The organism is Streptomyces sp. NPDC045022 (assembly GCF_056432605.1).
The window spans coordinates 248,152-261,555 of the sequence record NZ_JBWKIR010000004.1; the positions used below are offsets into that span (position 1 = coordinate 248,152).

A 13,404-nucleotide genomic window follows, 5' to 3' on the forward strand; every position below is an offset into this window, starting at 1 on the left:
AAGGAGTAATTTTTCAGATACTGATAGAGAGCGCGAGGGCTCCCAGGTGACGGCCGACCTCGGCCTGCAACCGGCCGGCCGCGGGCAGCAACCGGTCGGCGCGCCGGGCGGGCAGGGAAATGGCCATGGTGGCCGCGGTGGTGCCGACCGTGATCGGGACCGCCGCGCAGACCGTGCCGAGCGCGTATTCCTGCCGCTCCACCACCGCTTCCATGCGCCGCACCCGGGCCAGCCGTCGCAGCAGGGCATCGTTGTCACGCACGGTGTACGGCGTGATGGCCTGCACGGGGTATCGGGTGAGATGGTCGCGTCGGGCGTCCTCGTCCAGCTGGGAGAGCAGGCACTGCCCGATCGCGTGCGCGTGGCCGGTCTCGCGGAAGTCGGCCCATTCCTCGACCGCGGGGGCTTCTGGAGAGTCGGAGACGCACATGACCTCGATCTCGCCGTCCCGGTACATCGCGTAGTACACCGGCACACCGATGGAATCGCGCCAGTGCGCGAGCGTGTCCACCACCGTGCTGCGACGTTTCTGCTGTGCTCCGCTGCTGCTCAGCCGCTCTACCGCGTCGCCGAGGAAGAACATCCCCTTCTCGCGGCGCAGATAGCCCTCGTGCACCAGGGTGCGCAGCAGGTGGTACGTCGTGGGCAGGGCAAGGCCGGTCTCGCGGGCGAGCTGCTTGGCGGGTGCGCCGTAGGCGTGCGCGGCGACGGTCTCCAGCAGCCGCATGGCTCGCTGCACGGATCCGATGAGGGTCGCGGCCGCAGGTGGCCCGGGAGTGTGCGCGGAGGCCGGCTGCTCTGCGAGGCCCGCCGACGCCGGGCGTGCTGGGTGGTCCGCGGCCTGCGGTTGCCCGGGGACCGAGGCGGTGGGCGGCCGCTGCAGGGGGGGCGGGCAGGAGTGCTGTGATGGTGAGGTGGGGGGTGCGTGAGGTTCTGCCGGTGCGGTGTCAACCGTGGCCAAGGGTCACTCCCGAAGCGCGAGGGGCAGCCCGTGCGGAGGTAGAGCACGGAGGGGGGTCTGCGCCACCACGGGGCCAGATCCCGTGGGGAGTTCCGGACTCTAACCGTCAGCCACCGCGCGCCGGCGGTCTCGTGGGGAAACTTCCCTCCCCCGAGGGAACCGGTTGCCGTCCCCGTTCACCGGTCACCGGTTCCCGCCTCCTCACCAGTCGCGGCGCGACGAGGAGTTGGTCATGAATCTGCGCACGATGTAGATCAGCCCGCCGACCAGGGCGACGAAGATCAGCGCCTTGAACAGCAGGTTGATCACGAATCCGACCACGGTCACTATCAGGCCGCCGAACACGACCAGGGCGATGACCGGCACCGCGACCCACTTCACCCACCACGGCAGCCCCGCGAAGATCTCTCGCATTTGCCCTCGTCCTTTGCGTTCTCGTGCGTTGTCGATGTTCTGCACTCGATGCTAGGGCTGCGGAGGGGGCCCGTGGGGGCCGCGTACCCCTTGTCGTCCCCTGACCCGTCCCCTAGGGAACCCCGAGGTCCCGGCTCACGCCTCAGGCGGAGAGAAGACGACGAGCACCCTCAGGTCTTCGCTGATGTGATGGAACTTGTGCGCGACCCCGGCCGGCACGTAGACAACGCTGCCCCGCGCCACCTCGGTCGTTTCCAGACCGACCGTGATCGACGCCCGGCCGCTGACGACGAAGTACACCTCGTCCTGACTGTGCGGCTTCTGCGGGTCGTGGTCGCCCGCGTTGAGGGCGTACAGGCCGACCGACATGTTCCGCTCCCGCAGGAACTGAAGGTAGGCACCCTCGTTGGCGGCGCGCTCCGCCTCCAGTTCGTCCAGCCGGAATGCCTTCATCGCCGCTGCCGCCCTCGCTCCACTGCCCGCTACCCGTCCGGTCTGCCACGATCAGACACATGAAGAATTTCGTAGTCAAGACGATCGCCAACGCGGGCGCCCTGGCGGTCGCCGTGTGGCTGCTCGACAAGATCACCCTGACCGGTGACAGCACGGCCAAGAAGGCCGGCACGCTGATCGTCGTCGCACTGATCTTCGGCCTGGTGAACTGGCTGGTCAAGCCGGTCATGAAGGTGCTCACCTTCCCGCTGTTCATCCTGACCCTGGGGCTGATCACCCTGGTGGTGAACGCGCTGATGCTGCTGTTGACCTCGTGGGTCTGCGGCAAGCTCGATCTGAGCTTCCACGTGGAGGGCTTCTGGACGGCCGTCCTGGGCGGTCTGATCATCTCCGTCGTCTCCTGGGCACTGCACGTCGTCCTGCCCGACGAGGACTGAGCGCGCCATGTCCTACCGCGTCTGCTTCGTGTGCACCGGCAACATCTGCCGCTCCCCGATGGCCGAATCCGTCTTCCGCGCGCGCGTGGCGGAGGCCGGGCTCGACGGTCTGGTCGAGGTCGACAGCGCCGGTACCGGAGGCTGGCACGAGGGCGAGGCCGCCGACCCGCGCACCGTCTCGGTGCTCGAGGAGCACGGCTACGACACCGGGCACGTCGCCCGGCAGTTCCAGCCGTCGTGGTTCGCCCGGCTCGACCTCGTGATCGCCCTGGACACCGGCCACCTCAAGGCTCTGCGCCGGCTCGCCGCCACCGAGGAGGACGTGCGCAAGATCCACCTGCTGCGTTCCTACGACCCTGCCAGTGGTGACGCCCTCGACGTACCGGATCCGTACTACGGGGGCAGCGACGGCTTCGAGGAGTGTCTTGAGATGGTGGAAGCGGCGAGCACCGGTCTGCTCGTCGCCGTACGGGAACGACTGGAGGGACGGGCCGCATGAGCGATGCCACCAATGGCGAGGGGCACACCGGCGACGGCACCCGCGCGGTACGCGCCGGACTGCCCGAGCCGGCCAAGCACGAGCCGACCCTGCCGGGACCGGTGTTCGCGGCGCACTTCCACCTGCCCGGCGAGGTGACGGGACCGTACTCCTACGGCCGCGACGACAACCCGACCTGGACGCTGCTGGAGCGCGCCATCACCGAGCTCGAGGCGCCCGGGCAGGAGGACGTCGAGACGCTGGTGTTCGCCTCCGGCATGGCGGCGATCTCCGCGGTTCTCTTCTCCCAGCTGCGCGCCGGGGACGCGGTCGTGCTGCCCTCCGACGGTTACCAGGTGCTGCCGCTGGTCCGCGCCCAGCTGGAGGCCTACGGCGTCGAGGTGCGCACTGCTGCCACCGGCGCCGACGCACAGCTGGAGGTACTCGACGGCGCCCGGCTGCTGTGGATCGAGTCCCCGTCGAACCCCGGGCTCGACGTCTGTGACATCCGGCGGCTGGTGGACGCGGCACACGCGGGCGGCGCTCTGGTGGCCGTCGACAACACTCTCGCCACCCCGCTCGGACAGCGCCCGCTGGAGCTGGGCGCCGACTTCTCCGTGGCCAGCGGCACCAAGCAGCTCACCGGGCACGGAGACGTCCTCCTGGGCTACGTCACCGGCCGCGACACCGAGGCGATGGCCGCCGTACGCCGCTGGCGCAAGATCGTCGGGGCGATCTCCGGGCCCATGGAGACTTGGCTCGCGCACCGGTCCATCGCCACGCTCCAGCTGCGCGTCGACCGGCAGAACGCCACCGCCCTGCGGGTCGCCGAAGCGCTGGCGCAGCGGCCCGAGGTGTCCGACCTACGCTACCCCGGCCTGCCCGGCGACCCCTCGCACAAGATCGCCTCACAACAGATGAGCCGCTACGGCTGCGTGGTCTCCTTCACGCTGCCCACGCGCGCGCGTGCCGAGCGTTTCCTGGAGGCCCTGCGCCTGGTGGAGGACGCGACCAGCTTCGGCGGGGTGCGCTCCACGGCCGAACGCCGCCGTCGCTGGGGCGGGGACGCGGTCCCGGAGGGCTTCATCCGCATGTCCGTCGGCGCCGAGGACCCCGACGACTTGATCGCCGACCTGCTGCGTGCCCTGGACGAGTCCGCCGAGTGAGCCGGGACGCGTCCGCCGAACGAGCCGCGACGCGTCACCTGCCGAGGTCGCATGACGGTCCGAGCCTCCCCCCTCGTGGCTCGGACCGTCTTCGGTTCCTCCTGCGAAGAACCGTGCGGACAAGGCTAGTTGACTCTGTGTCAGTGTCCAATCACGCTAGCGACAGGAACCTATCGACTTATTTATAGTTGCTGCCTACCCGTGCGCCGGAGGACGGCAGGGACAGGGGAGGGGAGGCATGCCATGGATCTGGCCTTGCTACGGACCTTCGTCACCGTGCACCGGGCCGGTTCCTTCACTCGCGCCGCCGCGCTGCTCGGGCTCTCCCAGCCCGCTGTCACCTCGCAGATCCGCACGCTGGAACGTCAGCTGGGCAGGCCGCTCTTCCTCCGGCAGCCCCGCGGGGTGACCCCGACAACCATCGGCGACGAGCTGGCACACAAGGCCGCGCCGCACCTCGACGCCCTGGTGGAGATAGCCGAGAGCGGCCTGGACGACGAGTCGTCGTTACGGACGCTGCATCTCGCCGGCCCGCCGGAGTTCACCGCCGAACGCGCCCTGCCCGCGCTCACCGAGCTGACCGGCGACGACGGCCAGGGCTTCGCGCTGCGCGCCTCCTTCGGCACCGCCGAGGAAACACTGGAGGGACTGGCCGCCGGACACCATGATCTGACCATCAGCACGGCCCGGCCGCGCGGAGCACTGCTCACCGCCACTCCGCTCTGCGACGAGGAACACGTACTGGTCGCCGCCCCGCGCTGGGCGGAACGGATCGGCTCGGACGCGTTACGGCTGAAGGGAGCACCGGCCCTGGAGAACCTGCCCGTCGTCGAGGTCCACGAGTCGCTGCCCTTCGTCTCGCGCTACTGGGCCTCCGTCTTCGACTCACGCCCGGCCGCCTCGGGCACGGTCATCGTCCCCGATCTCCGGGCCGTGCTCGCCTGCGCGATCGCTGGCGCCGGGCTGGCGGTACTGCCCCGCTATCTGTGCGCCTCGGCCCTCGAACGCGGCACGATCGTCAGGCTGCATGCCCCGGCCGTGCCGCCGCTGCGCACATACTTCCTGGTGGTGCGTACCGGCACCCTCGCCATGCCCCATATCGCCCGGGCCCACGAGTGGCTCCAGCGGGCGGCCGCGGCCTGGTGCTGAGGGCCGCTTCCGGGGAGGGCACGCACTGCGGTCACCCAGTGGCCCTCTGCGATGTTTCACGTGGAACCAGCCGGGCCACATTTCTCCCATGACCGTCCGACCCGTGGTCAAGCGCACCGCCCGTGCCGTCCTGCTGGACGGTGACGACCTGATCCTGATCAAGCGAACCAAGCCCGGTGTCGACCCCTACTGGGTCACGCCCGGCGGCGGCGTGGAGTCCGGCGACTCGACCGTCGTGGACGCCCTGCACCGAGAGGTGTACGAGGAACTCGGAGCCAAGATCACCGATGTGGTGCCGTGCTTCGTGGACACCGTGGAGCACATCGGTGACGACGGGGGCGCCACCGGTGTGAAGGTGCAGCACTTCTTCGTCTGCCGACTGGAATCCATGGACCCCTCCCTGCGGCACGGCCCCGAAGTGGACGAGCCGGCCGGTGAGTACGAGATCGTCCGTGTCCCGTTCACCCGCGTCGGTATCGCCTCCGTCCATCTCGTCCCGCTGTCACTGCGCCACTACCTGGACGGCAATATCGAAGGGGTACGCGCCATGCACGCTCCCGACCTCGGATAGCGCGCCACCGGAAGGCACCGACTCCGCTGCGGACTCATTCGTCCAAGGGCTCGGCCGCGGTGAGCAGGGCCTTCGAGGAGCGTGTAGAAGTAGGAGGTGCCTTGTCGGTGGCAGGGCCGATCTCGGCCATCGTGCCTCTCTCATGAATCAGGCAGGGGGTGAGCCGAGAGGCTCGTCAACTACCCGGCTCCGCTGACCAATTCATAGGCATCCCACAAATCCCGTCCGGTGTAGGAATGGGTCGCGAGTCCGGACAGGTGACCATCCGCGTTCACCGCCACGGAAACCGGTACGACAGCAAACAGCTCCCTGTCCGACGATGAGTCGCCGTACGCGACGCAGTCCGCCCGTGACACACCGAACTCCGCACAGAGCCGGTCCGCGATGGTCACCTTGGCCGCGGCGCTGAGCGCCCCGGAGGGGTCGACAGGCTCGGTGAACGGTACAGCCGGGAAAAGGGATCCATGGGCCGCATGCGCACCCCAGTCCAGCAGGCGTTCCACGAAGAAGGAAGGTGAGAGAGACACCACGGCGCAGTATTCACCCGCGCTTCTGATCTCCGCCCATACCTCGCGAATCCGGGTCAGCCAGGGAGCCGCCTCGAAAGCGGCGTGCACATGCGCCTCAGTCAGGGCCGCCCACAGGTCGTACACCTGCGCCGCGTACTCCGGTGGTCCGATCCGGCCCTCCGCGATCGCCCGGTCCAGCGCGACCGTCTCCGCCTCCAGCCCCAACTGGCGGGAAATCTCCACCGGTGCCGTGGTGCGGTGCAACAACGTGCCATCGAGGTCGAAGAGATGAAGTCTCGCCATAACCCGGAGGCTAATCGGATGCCGATGTTTCACGTGAAACACTCAGAGGTGTCCATGAGCTGTGCGCAGGGCTACGGCATGGCCAAAAGCACGTACGTCTGTCTCGAAACGGGTGGACGGCAGGGGTGCCGGTCGGACAGCCTGACCTGCGTGCCGACTCCTTCCCTCGCCGCTCTGCCCATCCGCCGTCTGACGCTTCGCGATCTCCCTGCATGTGCCGACTTGTCCCAGGACCGGGGGTGGCCACGCGAAGAGCACAAGTGGGGCCTCCTCCTCACGGCCGGAAAGGGCTTCGGCATCGACGACCCACAGGGTGGCCTCGTCGCCGCGTGCGTCGTCACCGAGTACGGCTCGTGGGAACGGCTGGAACTCGGTGCCATCGGTATGGTTCTGGTGGCCCAACGTCATGCCCGTCAGGGCGTCGGGCGCCGTCTGTTGCGGCACATCGTGGCGACCATGGGGACCACCCCGCTGACCCTGCATGCCACCCCCTATGGCCGTCCCCTGTACGAGGAGCTGGGCTTCAAGGTGACGGGCCGGGCGGAGATGCTGACCGGTACCTTCACCCCCGGTGGTCCGGACTCCAGGGTGCCGACGCGGGCTGCGACCGCGGAGGACCTTCCCGCGATTCTGCGTCTCGACGAGGAGGTGTTCGGCGCCGACCGCACGCCACTCATCACTCGTCTGCCCGCCTTCGCCGACCAGCTGCGGGTGGCCGAGGAGGACGGCCGGATCATCGGTTACACGGCAGCGTGGCCCAACATGGACACCCATGTCGTCGGCCCGCTGATCGCCCGGGACACGGAGACCGCCAAGGCTCTCATCGCCTCGCTGGCGGCCGGTACGGACCGCCCGCTGCGCACCGACATCGACGTGCGCCACGAGGAGCTGCTGGGGTGGGCGAAAGCGCGGGGACTGGCCTCCGTGGCTTTCAATGCCGTGATGACCTACGGCATCACCGACCTCCCAGGGGACTGGACGCGCCGGTTCGCGCCGCTGACGGTGGCCGCGGGCTGAGCCTGCGCACGGTGAACGCCGGCCCCACCGCTTCGAGTGGTGGGGCCGGCGTTGTCCGTCCCGGGCCGTGTGATCAGGCGAGCGCCTGAACCGCCGCGGTGGCGAAGCCGTGGTCCTGCTCCGGCGCACCGCCGCCGACGCCGATCGCGCCGATGAGCCTGCCGTTCCGGTGGACGGGGATACCGCCCGCGATGAACAGCAGAGGCCGGTCGAGGGCCGTGGGCAGCGTGTGGAAGAGGCCGCCCGGCTGCACGGCGTCGACCAGGTCGGCGGTGGGCGCGTTCAGCTGGAGCGCCGTGTATGCCTTGCGGGTGCTGGTCTCACCGGAGATCAGCACGGCCCGGTCGTCCCGGCGGAAGGCGAGCAGGTGGCCGCCGGCGTCCAGGACCGTGACGCTGACGGTGACGCCGGCGTCCTCGGCCGCGCGACGGGCCGTGGCGACCAGCAGCTCGGCGTCCTCGATGGTGAGCGGGGCGACGACGGTGGTGCTCATGGAGCTTTCTCCTTGGAGTTGTTGAGGTGGATGCGTGCCGAACCAGGGGCCCGGTACGGGTGTGTGGCGGTACCGGTGAGCCGGGCGGCTCAGTGGCGGACGGACGTCCGCTGCCCGGCCGACGTGCCCGAGGCGGCCACGGGGCGGTGTGCGTCGTCGCGGCGTTCCAGGGCCGCCGAGAGGACGGCGAGGACCAGGGCGGCCGCGGCGAGGACGGCACCGACCCAGTTGGGGGCGGTGTAGCCGAGGCCGGCCGCGATCACGATGCCGCCGAGCCAGGCGGAGAGGGCGTTGCCCAGGTTGAAGGCGCCGATGTTCACGGCCGAGGCGAGCGTCGGGGCACCGTGCGCCTGGTCGAGGACGCGCTTCTGCAGCGGCGGGACGGTGGCGAAGCCCAGGGCGCCGATCAGGGCGATGGTCACGGCGGCCGCGATCTTGTTGTGTGCTGTCAGTGTGAAGAACGCCAGGACGACGGCCAGGGCCCCCAGAGAGACATACAGCATCGGCATCAGGGCGCGGTCGGCGAACCTGCCGCCGATGAGGTTGCCGCCGACCATGCCGAGGCCGAACAGGACCAGCAGCCAGGTGACCGAGCCGTCGGCGAAGCCGGCGATGTGGGTCATCATCGGGGCGATGTAGGTGATGGCCGCGAAGACCCCGCCGAAGCCGAGGACGGTCATCGCCATGGCGAGCAGGACCTGGGCGTTCTTGAAGGCGGCCAGCTCGTGCCGCAGGTGCACACCCTCCGGCCGTGGCATCTCGGGCACCAGCTTGGCGATGCCGGCAAGACCGACCAACCCGAGGGCCGCGACGATGCCGAAGGTGACGCGCCAGCCGACGTTCTGCCCGATGAGCGTGCCCAACGGGACACCGACGACATTGGCGACGGTCAGGCCGGTGAACATCATGGCGATGGCGCCGGCCTTCTTGTCGGGTGCCACCAGTTCCGCGGCGACGACCGAGCCGATGCCGAAGAAGGCTCCGTGGGCGAGTGAGGCGATCACTCGTCCGATCAGCATGACCGCGAAGGTGGGAGCCACCGCGGAGAGCAGGTTGCCGGCGATGAAGAGTCCCATCAGCAGCATCAGCATCCGCTTGCGCGAGACCTTGGTGCCGAGCACGGTCATCAGCGGGGCACCGATGACCACGCCGAGCGCGTAGCCGGTCACCAGCAGGCCCGCCGTGGGGATGGATACCCCGAAGTCGCTCGCGACGTCGGGCAGCAAGCCCATGATCACGAACTCGGTCGTTCCGATTCCGAAGGCCCCGATCGCGAGGGCCAGGAGCGCGAGAGGCATGTGGGGTACACCTTCCCAGATGATTGCAGGAGCGCTTTACATGCGCCCACAATAGTTGCGGACGCGGGCTACATGCAAACGCCGACTATTGCGCCGGTGCTCTACCCTTGGTTCAGCCGCTCTGGAACGGAGGAGAACCCCCATGACAGCGACGGACCCCGCGCTCACCGCCCTTGCCCAGGGCTGGTGCGCCCTTTCTGCGCTGCACGGAAAGATCGAGGCGCACATCGAGCGCGCCCTCCAGGCGAAGCACGATCTGAGCGTGCGCGAGTACTCCCTGCTCGACGTGCTCAGCCGACAGCACGACGGCGAGGGCGGGCATCTGCAGATGAAGCAGGTCGCCGACGCGGTCGTCCTCAGCCAGAGCGCCACCACGCGGCTGGTGACCCGTCTGGAGGACCGCGGTCTGCTGGAGCGCTACCTGTGCCCCACCGACCGGCGCGGCATCTACACCAACGTCACCGAAGCGGGTCTGCGACTGCTGGAGGGGGCGCGACCGACCAATGACGCCGCCCTGCGCGAGGCCCTGGACGAGGCCTCCCTGAACCCCGAGCTGACCCCGTTGGTCCGGGTCGTGGAGTCATTGAACGTGCCCGCATAGGGTGCGGGCATGGAAGATCTTGAAATACGGCGCGCGACCGCCGATGACCTGCCGGCGATCGTGGCGATGCTCGCCGACGATCCGCTGGGCGCCCAACGCGAGTCGCCTCACGACCTGACCCCGTACAAGGCTGCGCTGGAGCGCATCGACGCCGACGCCAACCAGCATCTCGTCGTCGCCGTACACGAAGGCCGCGTGATCGGAACCCTGCAGCTCACGATCCTTCCCGGGCTCTCCCACCAGGGGGCGACCCGCGCGCTCATCGAAGCCGTGCGTATCCACGCCGACGAACGGGGCAGCGGACTCGGCAGCCGGCTCATCGAGTGGGCGATCGACACATCCCGCCGGCTCGGCTGCCGGATGGTGCAGCTGACGTCCGACAAGACGCGTACCGACGCCCACCGTTTCTACGAGCGGCTGGGCTTCACGGCATCGCACGAGGGCTTCAAACTGAAGCTGTGACGGCACCGCAGGACGAGCGGAACAGTGACGAGCGGAGCAGTGCGGTGTGTTTCACGTGAAACACACCGCCTTCGCGTCTTCGGGCTAGCGCATCCCCCGCCACCCCTCCGGATCCACTCCGCCAGGTACCGGAGCCTCGATGTCGTACGGCTGCCGCGTGAAAACGAACGACCCGAGGTCGAAATGACTCACGGACCCGTCCGGGCGTCGTACCGGCCGTAGCAGCTCCCCGGCGTAGTAGCCCTCCAGACCCGTCCAGGTGCCGTCCCCGTTCGACCGGAAGCGGGCACGGCGTCCGCCACCGGTCAGCGGTGCCAACGCGATCAGGCCGTCAGCACTCACGCGCAGGCCGAAGGCATGAGTCCCCCAGTACCACTGCCCCGCCAGCTCCATGACCGCCGGGTCGACCTCGGGCAGCGGCCGCCAGGGCTCAGGGATCCGGGGTTCCGCCTCGGCGACGATCCGTACGAGGTCGGCGCCCAGCGCGCCCAACAGCGGCCCGCTGGTGCAATTGGTGAGCACCACCGCCGCCACGTCATCCTCCACACTGATGGTGAGGTTCGCCAGGAAGCCCGGCAGCGAACCGGAGTGCCCGACGAGCAGCCTGCCGTCCCGATGCAGGATCTGCATTCCCAAGCCATAGGCGGTCCCGTCCGCCACGTCCGCGGCCTCGGCGGGTGCCGCCGGGGTTCGCATCTCCCGCACCGACTCCGCCCCCAGTACCCGGTCGTCACCCCGAGCCAGAAACACGGCGAACCGGGCCAGATCACCCGTGGTCGACCACAACTGCCCAGCCGGTGCCATCCGGCCGAGATCCTCCAGCGGCTCGGGCAGCACGGCGTCGGCCCACGGATGCACGGCCCATCCGTCGGCGTACGGGGTCTGCGGCCGCATGCTCGTACGGTGCAGGCCGAGCGGCTCGAGGATCTCGCCGCGCAGCGCCGCCTCCCAGGGAGCGCCACGCAACTCCTCCACCAGCGCGCCGAGCACCGTGTAGCCGGGGTTGGAGTAGTGATGCCGCCGACCGACGGGATGCAGGAGGGGCTGCTCACCGAGCACGTCACTCAGCTCGGGCCGCAGGGATCCGGGGGTCCGTTCCCACCAGGGAGCAGGTGACTCGGCCGCCAAGCCGGCTGTGTGGGCGAGCAGTTCGGCGATTGTCGCCTCCCCCGCGCCGGTGCCCGGCAGATGCTTCTCCAGCGGATCGCCGAGATCGAGCAGACCCTCGTCGCGCAGCCGCATCACCAGTACGGCCGTGAAGGTCTTGGTGATGGAACCGATACGGTACTGCGTGTTTTCGTCCGGCGCGTGCCCCTCTGCCGAGGCACGCGCCCCGTGCCACAGGGCTTGTCCGTCCCGTACGACGGCGGCGACCAGCGACGGCGCCCGCCCTTCGGCCTGCGCGACGGCGATCCGGTGCAGCAAGGCACGCCGGGTGCTGGGGAGCAGCGCTTCCTGAGATGTCGTCATGAGCCCAGTCCACCGGCCGGTGCCAGTGGACGTCGAATCCATTTCCCGGACACCGCTCCATGAGCCCGGCCGGGTCGGGTTCCTGCGAAGGCCCCGGACAGGGGGATCAGGTCTGGGCCATGTCCACGAAGCGGGAGTAGTGGCCCTGGAACGCGACCGTGATCGTGGCCGTCGGGCCGTTTCGGTGCTTGGCGACGATCAGGTCGGCCTCGCCCGCACGCGGGGACTCCTTCTCATAGGCGTCCTCACGGTGCAGCAGGATGACCATGTCGGCGTCCTGCTCGATGGAGCCGGACTCACGCAGGTCGGAGACCATCGGCTTCTTGTCGGTGCGCTGCTCGGGACCACGGTTGAGCTGGGAAAGCGCGATGACCGGGATCTCCAGCTCCTTCGCGAGCAACTTGAGGTTACGGGACATGTCCGAGACCTCCTGCTGACGGCTCTCCGCGCGCTTGGAGCCGCCGGACTGCATCAGCTGGAGGTAGTCGATGACGACCAGCTTGAGGTCGCTGCGCTGCTTCAGCCGCCGGCACTTGGCGCGGATCTCCATCATCGACAGGTTCGGGGAGTCGTCGATGTAGAGCGGTGCGGCCGAGACGTCCGGCATGCGACGGGCGAGCCGGGTCCAGTCCTCGTCGGTCATCGTGCCGGACCGCATGTGATGCAGGGCGACCCGGGCCTCCGCGGACAGCAGACGCATCGCGATCTCGTTGCGGCCCATTTCGAGCGAGAAGATGACGCTCGGCAGGTTGTGCTTGATCGAGGCGGCCCGCGCGAAGTCCAGGGCGAGGGTCGACTTACCCATGGCGGGTCGGGCCGCGATGACGATCATCTGGCCAGGGTGCAGACCGTTCGTCAGCGAGTCGAAGTCGGTGAAGCCCGTGGGCACGCCCGTCATCTCGCCGCTGCGTGAGCCGATCGCCTCGATCTCGTCGAGGGCGCCTTCCATGATGTCGCCGAGCGGCAGATAGTCCTCGCTGGTGCGCTGCTCGGTGACGGCGTAGATCTCGGCCTGTGCCCGGTTGACGATCTCGTCGACGTCGTCGTCGGCCGCGTATCCCATCTGGGTGATGCGCGTGCCGGCCTCGACCAGGCGGCGTAGTACGGCCCGCTCATGGACGATCTCGGCGTAGTACTCGGCGTTGGCCGCGGTCGGCACCGTCTGGACGAGCGTGTGCAGGTACGAAGCGCCGCCGACCTTGTTGATCTCGCCGCGCTTGGTGAGTTCGGCGGCGATGGTGATGGGGTCGGCCGGCTCGCCCTTCGCGTAGATGTCGAGGATCGCCTGGTAGATCGTCTCGTGCGCGGGCTTGTAGAAGTCGTGGCCCTTGAGGATCTCGACGACGTCGGCGATGGCGTCCTTGGACAGCAGCATGCCGCCCAGTACCGACTGCTCGGCGTCCAGATCCTGCGGCGGCACCCGCTCGAAGGACGACCCGCCACCGTCCCAACCACTGTTCTCCCGGCCCCGGTCGTGTTGTTCGTCACGACCCCGGCCACCGTCACTCCGCCGACGGGAGGCCGGCAGACGATCGCTGGGCCCACTGTCGGCCCACGGATCGTCCAAGGGCTCGGAAATGCTCACCGAGCCACCTCCTCCCGTCCGCACAGCGGACCTCGCC

General features: G+C 69.1%; 16 protein-coding genes. 8 read left to right on the forward strand and 8 right to left on the reverse strand.

What is annotated here, in order from left to right:
* Nucleotides 1-13: 13 nt before the first annotated feature.
* The 3 genes from AC07C1_RS09970 to AC07C1_RS09980 form a co-directional block, all read right to left on the reverse strand.
* Nucleotides 14-961: an IclR family transcriptional regulator gene (locus AC07C1_RS09970; protein WP_478938130.1), complete on the reverse strand. Its 948-nt coding sequence runs from the start codon at nt 959-961 to the stop codon at nt 14-16.
* 201 nt (nt 962-1,162) lie between these two features.
* Nucleotides 1,163-1,375: a DUF5326 family protein gene (locus AC07C1_RS09975; protein ID WP_478938131.1), complete on the reverse strand. Its 213-nt coding sequence runs from the start codon at nt 1,373-1,375 to the stop codon at nt 1,163-1,165.
* Nucleotides 1,376-1,510: 135 nt separating this feature from the next.
* On the reverse strand, nt 1,511-1,828 hold the full coding sequence (locus AC07C1_RS09980) for a cupin domain-containing protein (RefSeq protein ID WP_478938132.1): 318 nt from the start codon (nt 1,826-1,828) through the stop codon (nt 1,511-1,513).
* A 59-nt stretch (nt 1,829-1,887) separates the two neighbouring features.
* On the opposite strand from AC07C1_RS09980, the gene AC07C1_RS09985 reads away from it, so the two are divergent.
* From AC07C1_RS09985 to AC07C1_RS10005, 5 genes are all read left to right on the forward strand, one after another.
* Nucleotides 1,888-2,265 (forward strand): phage holin family protein, encoded by a 378-nt coding sequence (locus AC07C1_RS09985; protein WP_478938133.1) that lies wholly within the window; start codon nt 1,888-1,890, stop codon nt 2,263-2,265.
* A gap of 7 nt (nt 2,266-2,272) precedes the next feature.
* Nucleotides 2,273-2,764 (forward strand): low molecular weight protein-tyrosine-phosphatase, encoded by a 492-nt coding sequence (locus AC07C1_RS09990; protein ID WP_478938134.1) that lies wholly within the window; start codon nt 2,273-2,275, stop codon nt 2,762-2,764.
* Entirely contained in the window at nt 2,761-3,909 is a 1,149-nt protein-coding gene (locus AC07C1_RS09995; protein WP_478938135.1) for a cystathionine gamma-lyase, read from the forward strand. Before AC07C1_RS09990 ends, AC07C1_RS09995 begins: the two co-directional genes overlap by 4 nt.
* 243 nt (nt 3,910-4,152) lie before the next feature.
* The gene (locus AC07C1_RS10000; RefSeq protein ID WP_478938137.1) at nt 4,153-5,058 is read left to right on the forward strand and encodes a LysR family transcriptional regulator; all 906 of its coding nucleotides are present in this window, start codon (nt 4,153-4,155) and stop codon (nt 5,056-5,058) included.
* Nucleotides 5,059-5,146: 88 nt separating this feature from the next.
* A complete protein-coding gene (locus AC07C1_RS10005) occupies nt 5,147-5,629 on the forward strand; it encodes an NUDIX domain-containing protein (RefSeq protein ID WP_478938138.1) in 483 nt (160 codons plus the stop codon).
* A 179-nt stretch (nt 5,630-5,808) separates the two neighbouring features.
* Here AC07C1_RS10005 and AC07C1_RS10010 read toward each other — a convergent pair whose 3' ends face one another.
* Nucleotides 5,809-6,441 (reverse strand): HAD family hydrolase, encoded by a 633-nt coding sequence (locus tag AC07C1_RS10010; RefSeq protein ID WP_478938139.1) that lies wholly within the window; start codon nt 6,439-6,441, stop codon nt 5,809-5,811.
* Between the two features lie 150 nt (nt 6,442-6,591).
* Here AC07C1_RS10010 and AC07C1_RS10015 point away from each other — a divergent pair, with 150 nt between their 5' ends.
* Nucleotides 6,592-7,458: a GNAT family N-acetyltransferase gene (locus AC07C1_RS10015; protein ID WP_478938140.1), complete on the forward strand. Its 867-nt coding sequence runs from the start codon at nt 6,592-6,594 to the stop codon at nt 7,456-7,458.
* A gap of 73 nt (nt 7,459-7,531) precedes the next feature.
* Here the strand turns inward: AC07C1_RS10015 and AC07C1_RS10020 are convergent, their stop codons facing one another.
* Nucleotides 7,532-7,951: a GlcG/HbpS family heme-binding protein gene (locus AC07C1_RS10020; protein ID WP_478938142.1), complete on the reverse strand. Its 420-nt coding sequence runs from the start codon at nt 7,949-7,951 to the stop codon at nt 7,532-7,534.
* An 89-nt stretch (nt 7,952-8,040) separates the two neighbouring features.
* On the reverse strand, nt 8,041-9,249 hold the full coding sequence (locus AC07C1_RS10025; protein ID WP_478938143.1) for an MFS transporter: 1,209 nt from the start codon (nt 9,247-9,249) through the stop codon (nt 8,041-8,043).
* Nucleotides 9,250-9,391: 142 nt separating this feature from the next.
* Between AC07C1_RS10025 and AC07C1_RS10030 the strand changes: the two genes are divergently transcribed.
* Together AC07C1_RS10030 and AC07C1_RS10035 are read left to right on the forward strand one after the other, a co-directional pair.
* Complete coding sequence (locus AC07C1_RS10030) at nt 9,392-9,850, forward strand: MarR family winged helix-turn-helix transcriptional regulator (protein ID WP_478938144.1); 459 nt, start codon at nt 9,392-9,394, stop codon at nt 9,848-9,850.
* A gap of 9 nt (nt 9,851-9,859) precedes the next feature.
* The gene (locus AC07C1_RS10035; protein WP_478938145.1) at nt 9,860-10,312 is read left to right on the forward strand and encodes a GNAT family N-acetyltransferase; all 453 of its coding nucleotides are present in this window, start codon (nt 9,860-9,862) and stop codon (nt 10,310-10,312) included.
* A gap of 84 nt (nt 10,313-10,396) precedes the next feature.
* Here the strand turns inward: AC07C1_RS10035 and AC07C1_RS10040 are convergent, their stop codons facing one another.
* A complete protein-coding gene (locus AC07C1_RS10040; protein ID WP_478938147.1) occupies nt 10,397-11,782 on the reverse strand; it encodes a serine hydrolase domain-containing protein in 1,386 nt (461 codons plus the stop codon).
* Between the two features lie 106 nt (nt 11,783-11,888).
* Nucleotides 11,889-13,367 (reverse strand): replicative DNA helicase, encoded by a 1,479-nt coding sequence (dnaB, locus tag AC07C1_RS10045; RefSeq protein WP_478938149.1) that lies wholly within the window; start codon nt 13,365-13,367, stop codon nt 11,889-11,891.
* Between the last annotated feature and the right edge of the window lie 37 nt (nt 13,368-13,404).

Excerpts from the sequence above, each read along its gene's own strand:
- AC07C1_RS09975 (WP_478938131.1), bottom strand. The coding sequence starts at position 1,375 with ATGCGAGAGATCTTCGCGGGGCTGCCGTGGTGGGTGAAGTGGGTCGCG.
- AC07C1_RS09980 (WP_478938132.1), bottom strand. The coding sequence starts at position 1,828 with ATGAAGGCATTCCGGCTGGACGAACTGGAGGCGGAGCGCGCCGCCAAC.
- AC07C1_RS09985 (WP_478938133.1), top strand. The coding sequence starts at position 1,888 with ATGAAGAATTTCGTAGTCAAGACGATCGCCAACGCGGGCGCCCTGGCG.
- AC07C1_RS09990 (WP_478938134.1), top strand. The coding sequence starts at position 2,273 with ATGTCCTACCGCGTCTGCTTCGTGTGCACCGGCAACATCTGCCGCTCC.
- AC07C1_RS09995 (WP_478938135.1), top strand. The coding sequence starts at position 2,761 with ATGAGCGATGCCACCAATGGCGAGGGGCACACCGGCGACGGCACCCGC.
- AC07C1_RS10000 (WP_478938137.1), top strand. The coding sequence starts at position 4,153 with ATGGATCTGGCCTTGCTACGGACCTTCGTCACCGTGCACCGGGCCGGT.
- AC07C1_RS10005 (WP_478938138.1), top strand. The coding sequence starts at position 5,147 with ATGACCGTCCGACCCGTGGTCAAGCGCACCGCCCGTGCCGTCCTGCTG.
- AC07C1_RS10010 (WP_478938139.1), bottom strand. The coding sequence starts at position 6,441 with ATGGCGAGACTTCATCTCTTCGACCTCGATGGCACGTTGTTGCACCGC.
- AC07C1_RS10020 (WP_478938142.1), bottom strand. The coding sequence starts at position 7,951 with ATGAGCACCACCGTCGTCGCCCCGCTCACCATCGAGGACGCCGAGCTG.
- AC07C1_RS10025 (WP_478938143.1), bottom strand. The coding sequence starts at position 9,249 with ATGCCTCTCGCGCTCCTGGCCCTCGCGATCGGGGCCTTCGGAATCGGA.
- AC07C1_RS10030 (WP_478938144.1), top strand. The coding sequence starts at position 9,392 with ATGACAGCGACGGACCCCGCGCTCACCGCCCTTGCCCAGGGCTGGTGC.
- AC07C1_RS10035 (WP_478938145.1), top strand. The coding sequence starts at position 9,860 with ATGGAAGATCTTGAAATACGGCGCGCGACCGCCGATGACCTGCCGGCG.
- AC07C1_RS10040 (WP_478938147.1), bottom strand. The coding sequence starts at position 11,782 with ATGACGACATCTCAGGAAGCGCTGCTCCCCAGCACCCGGCGTGCCTTG.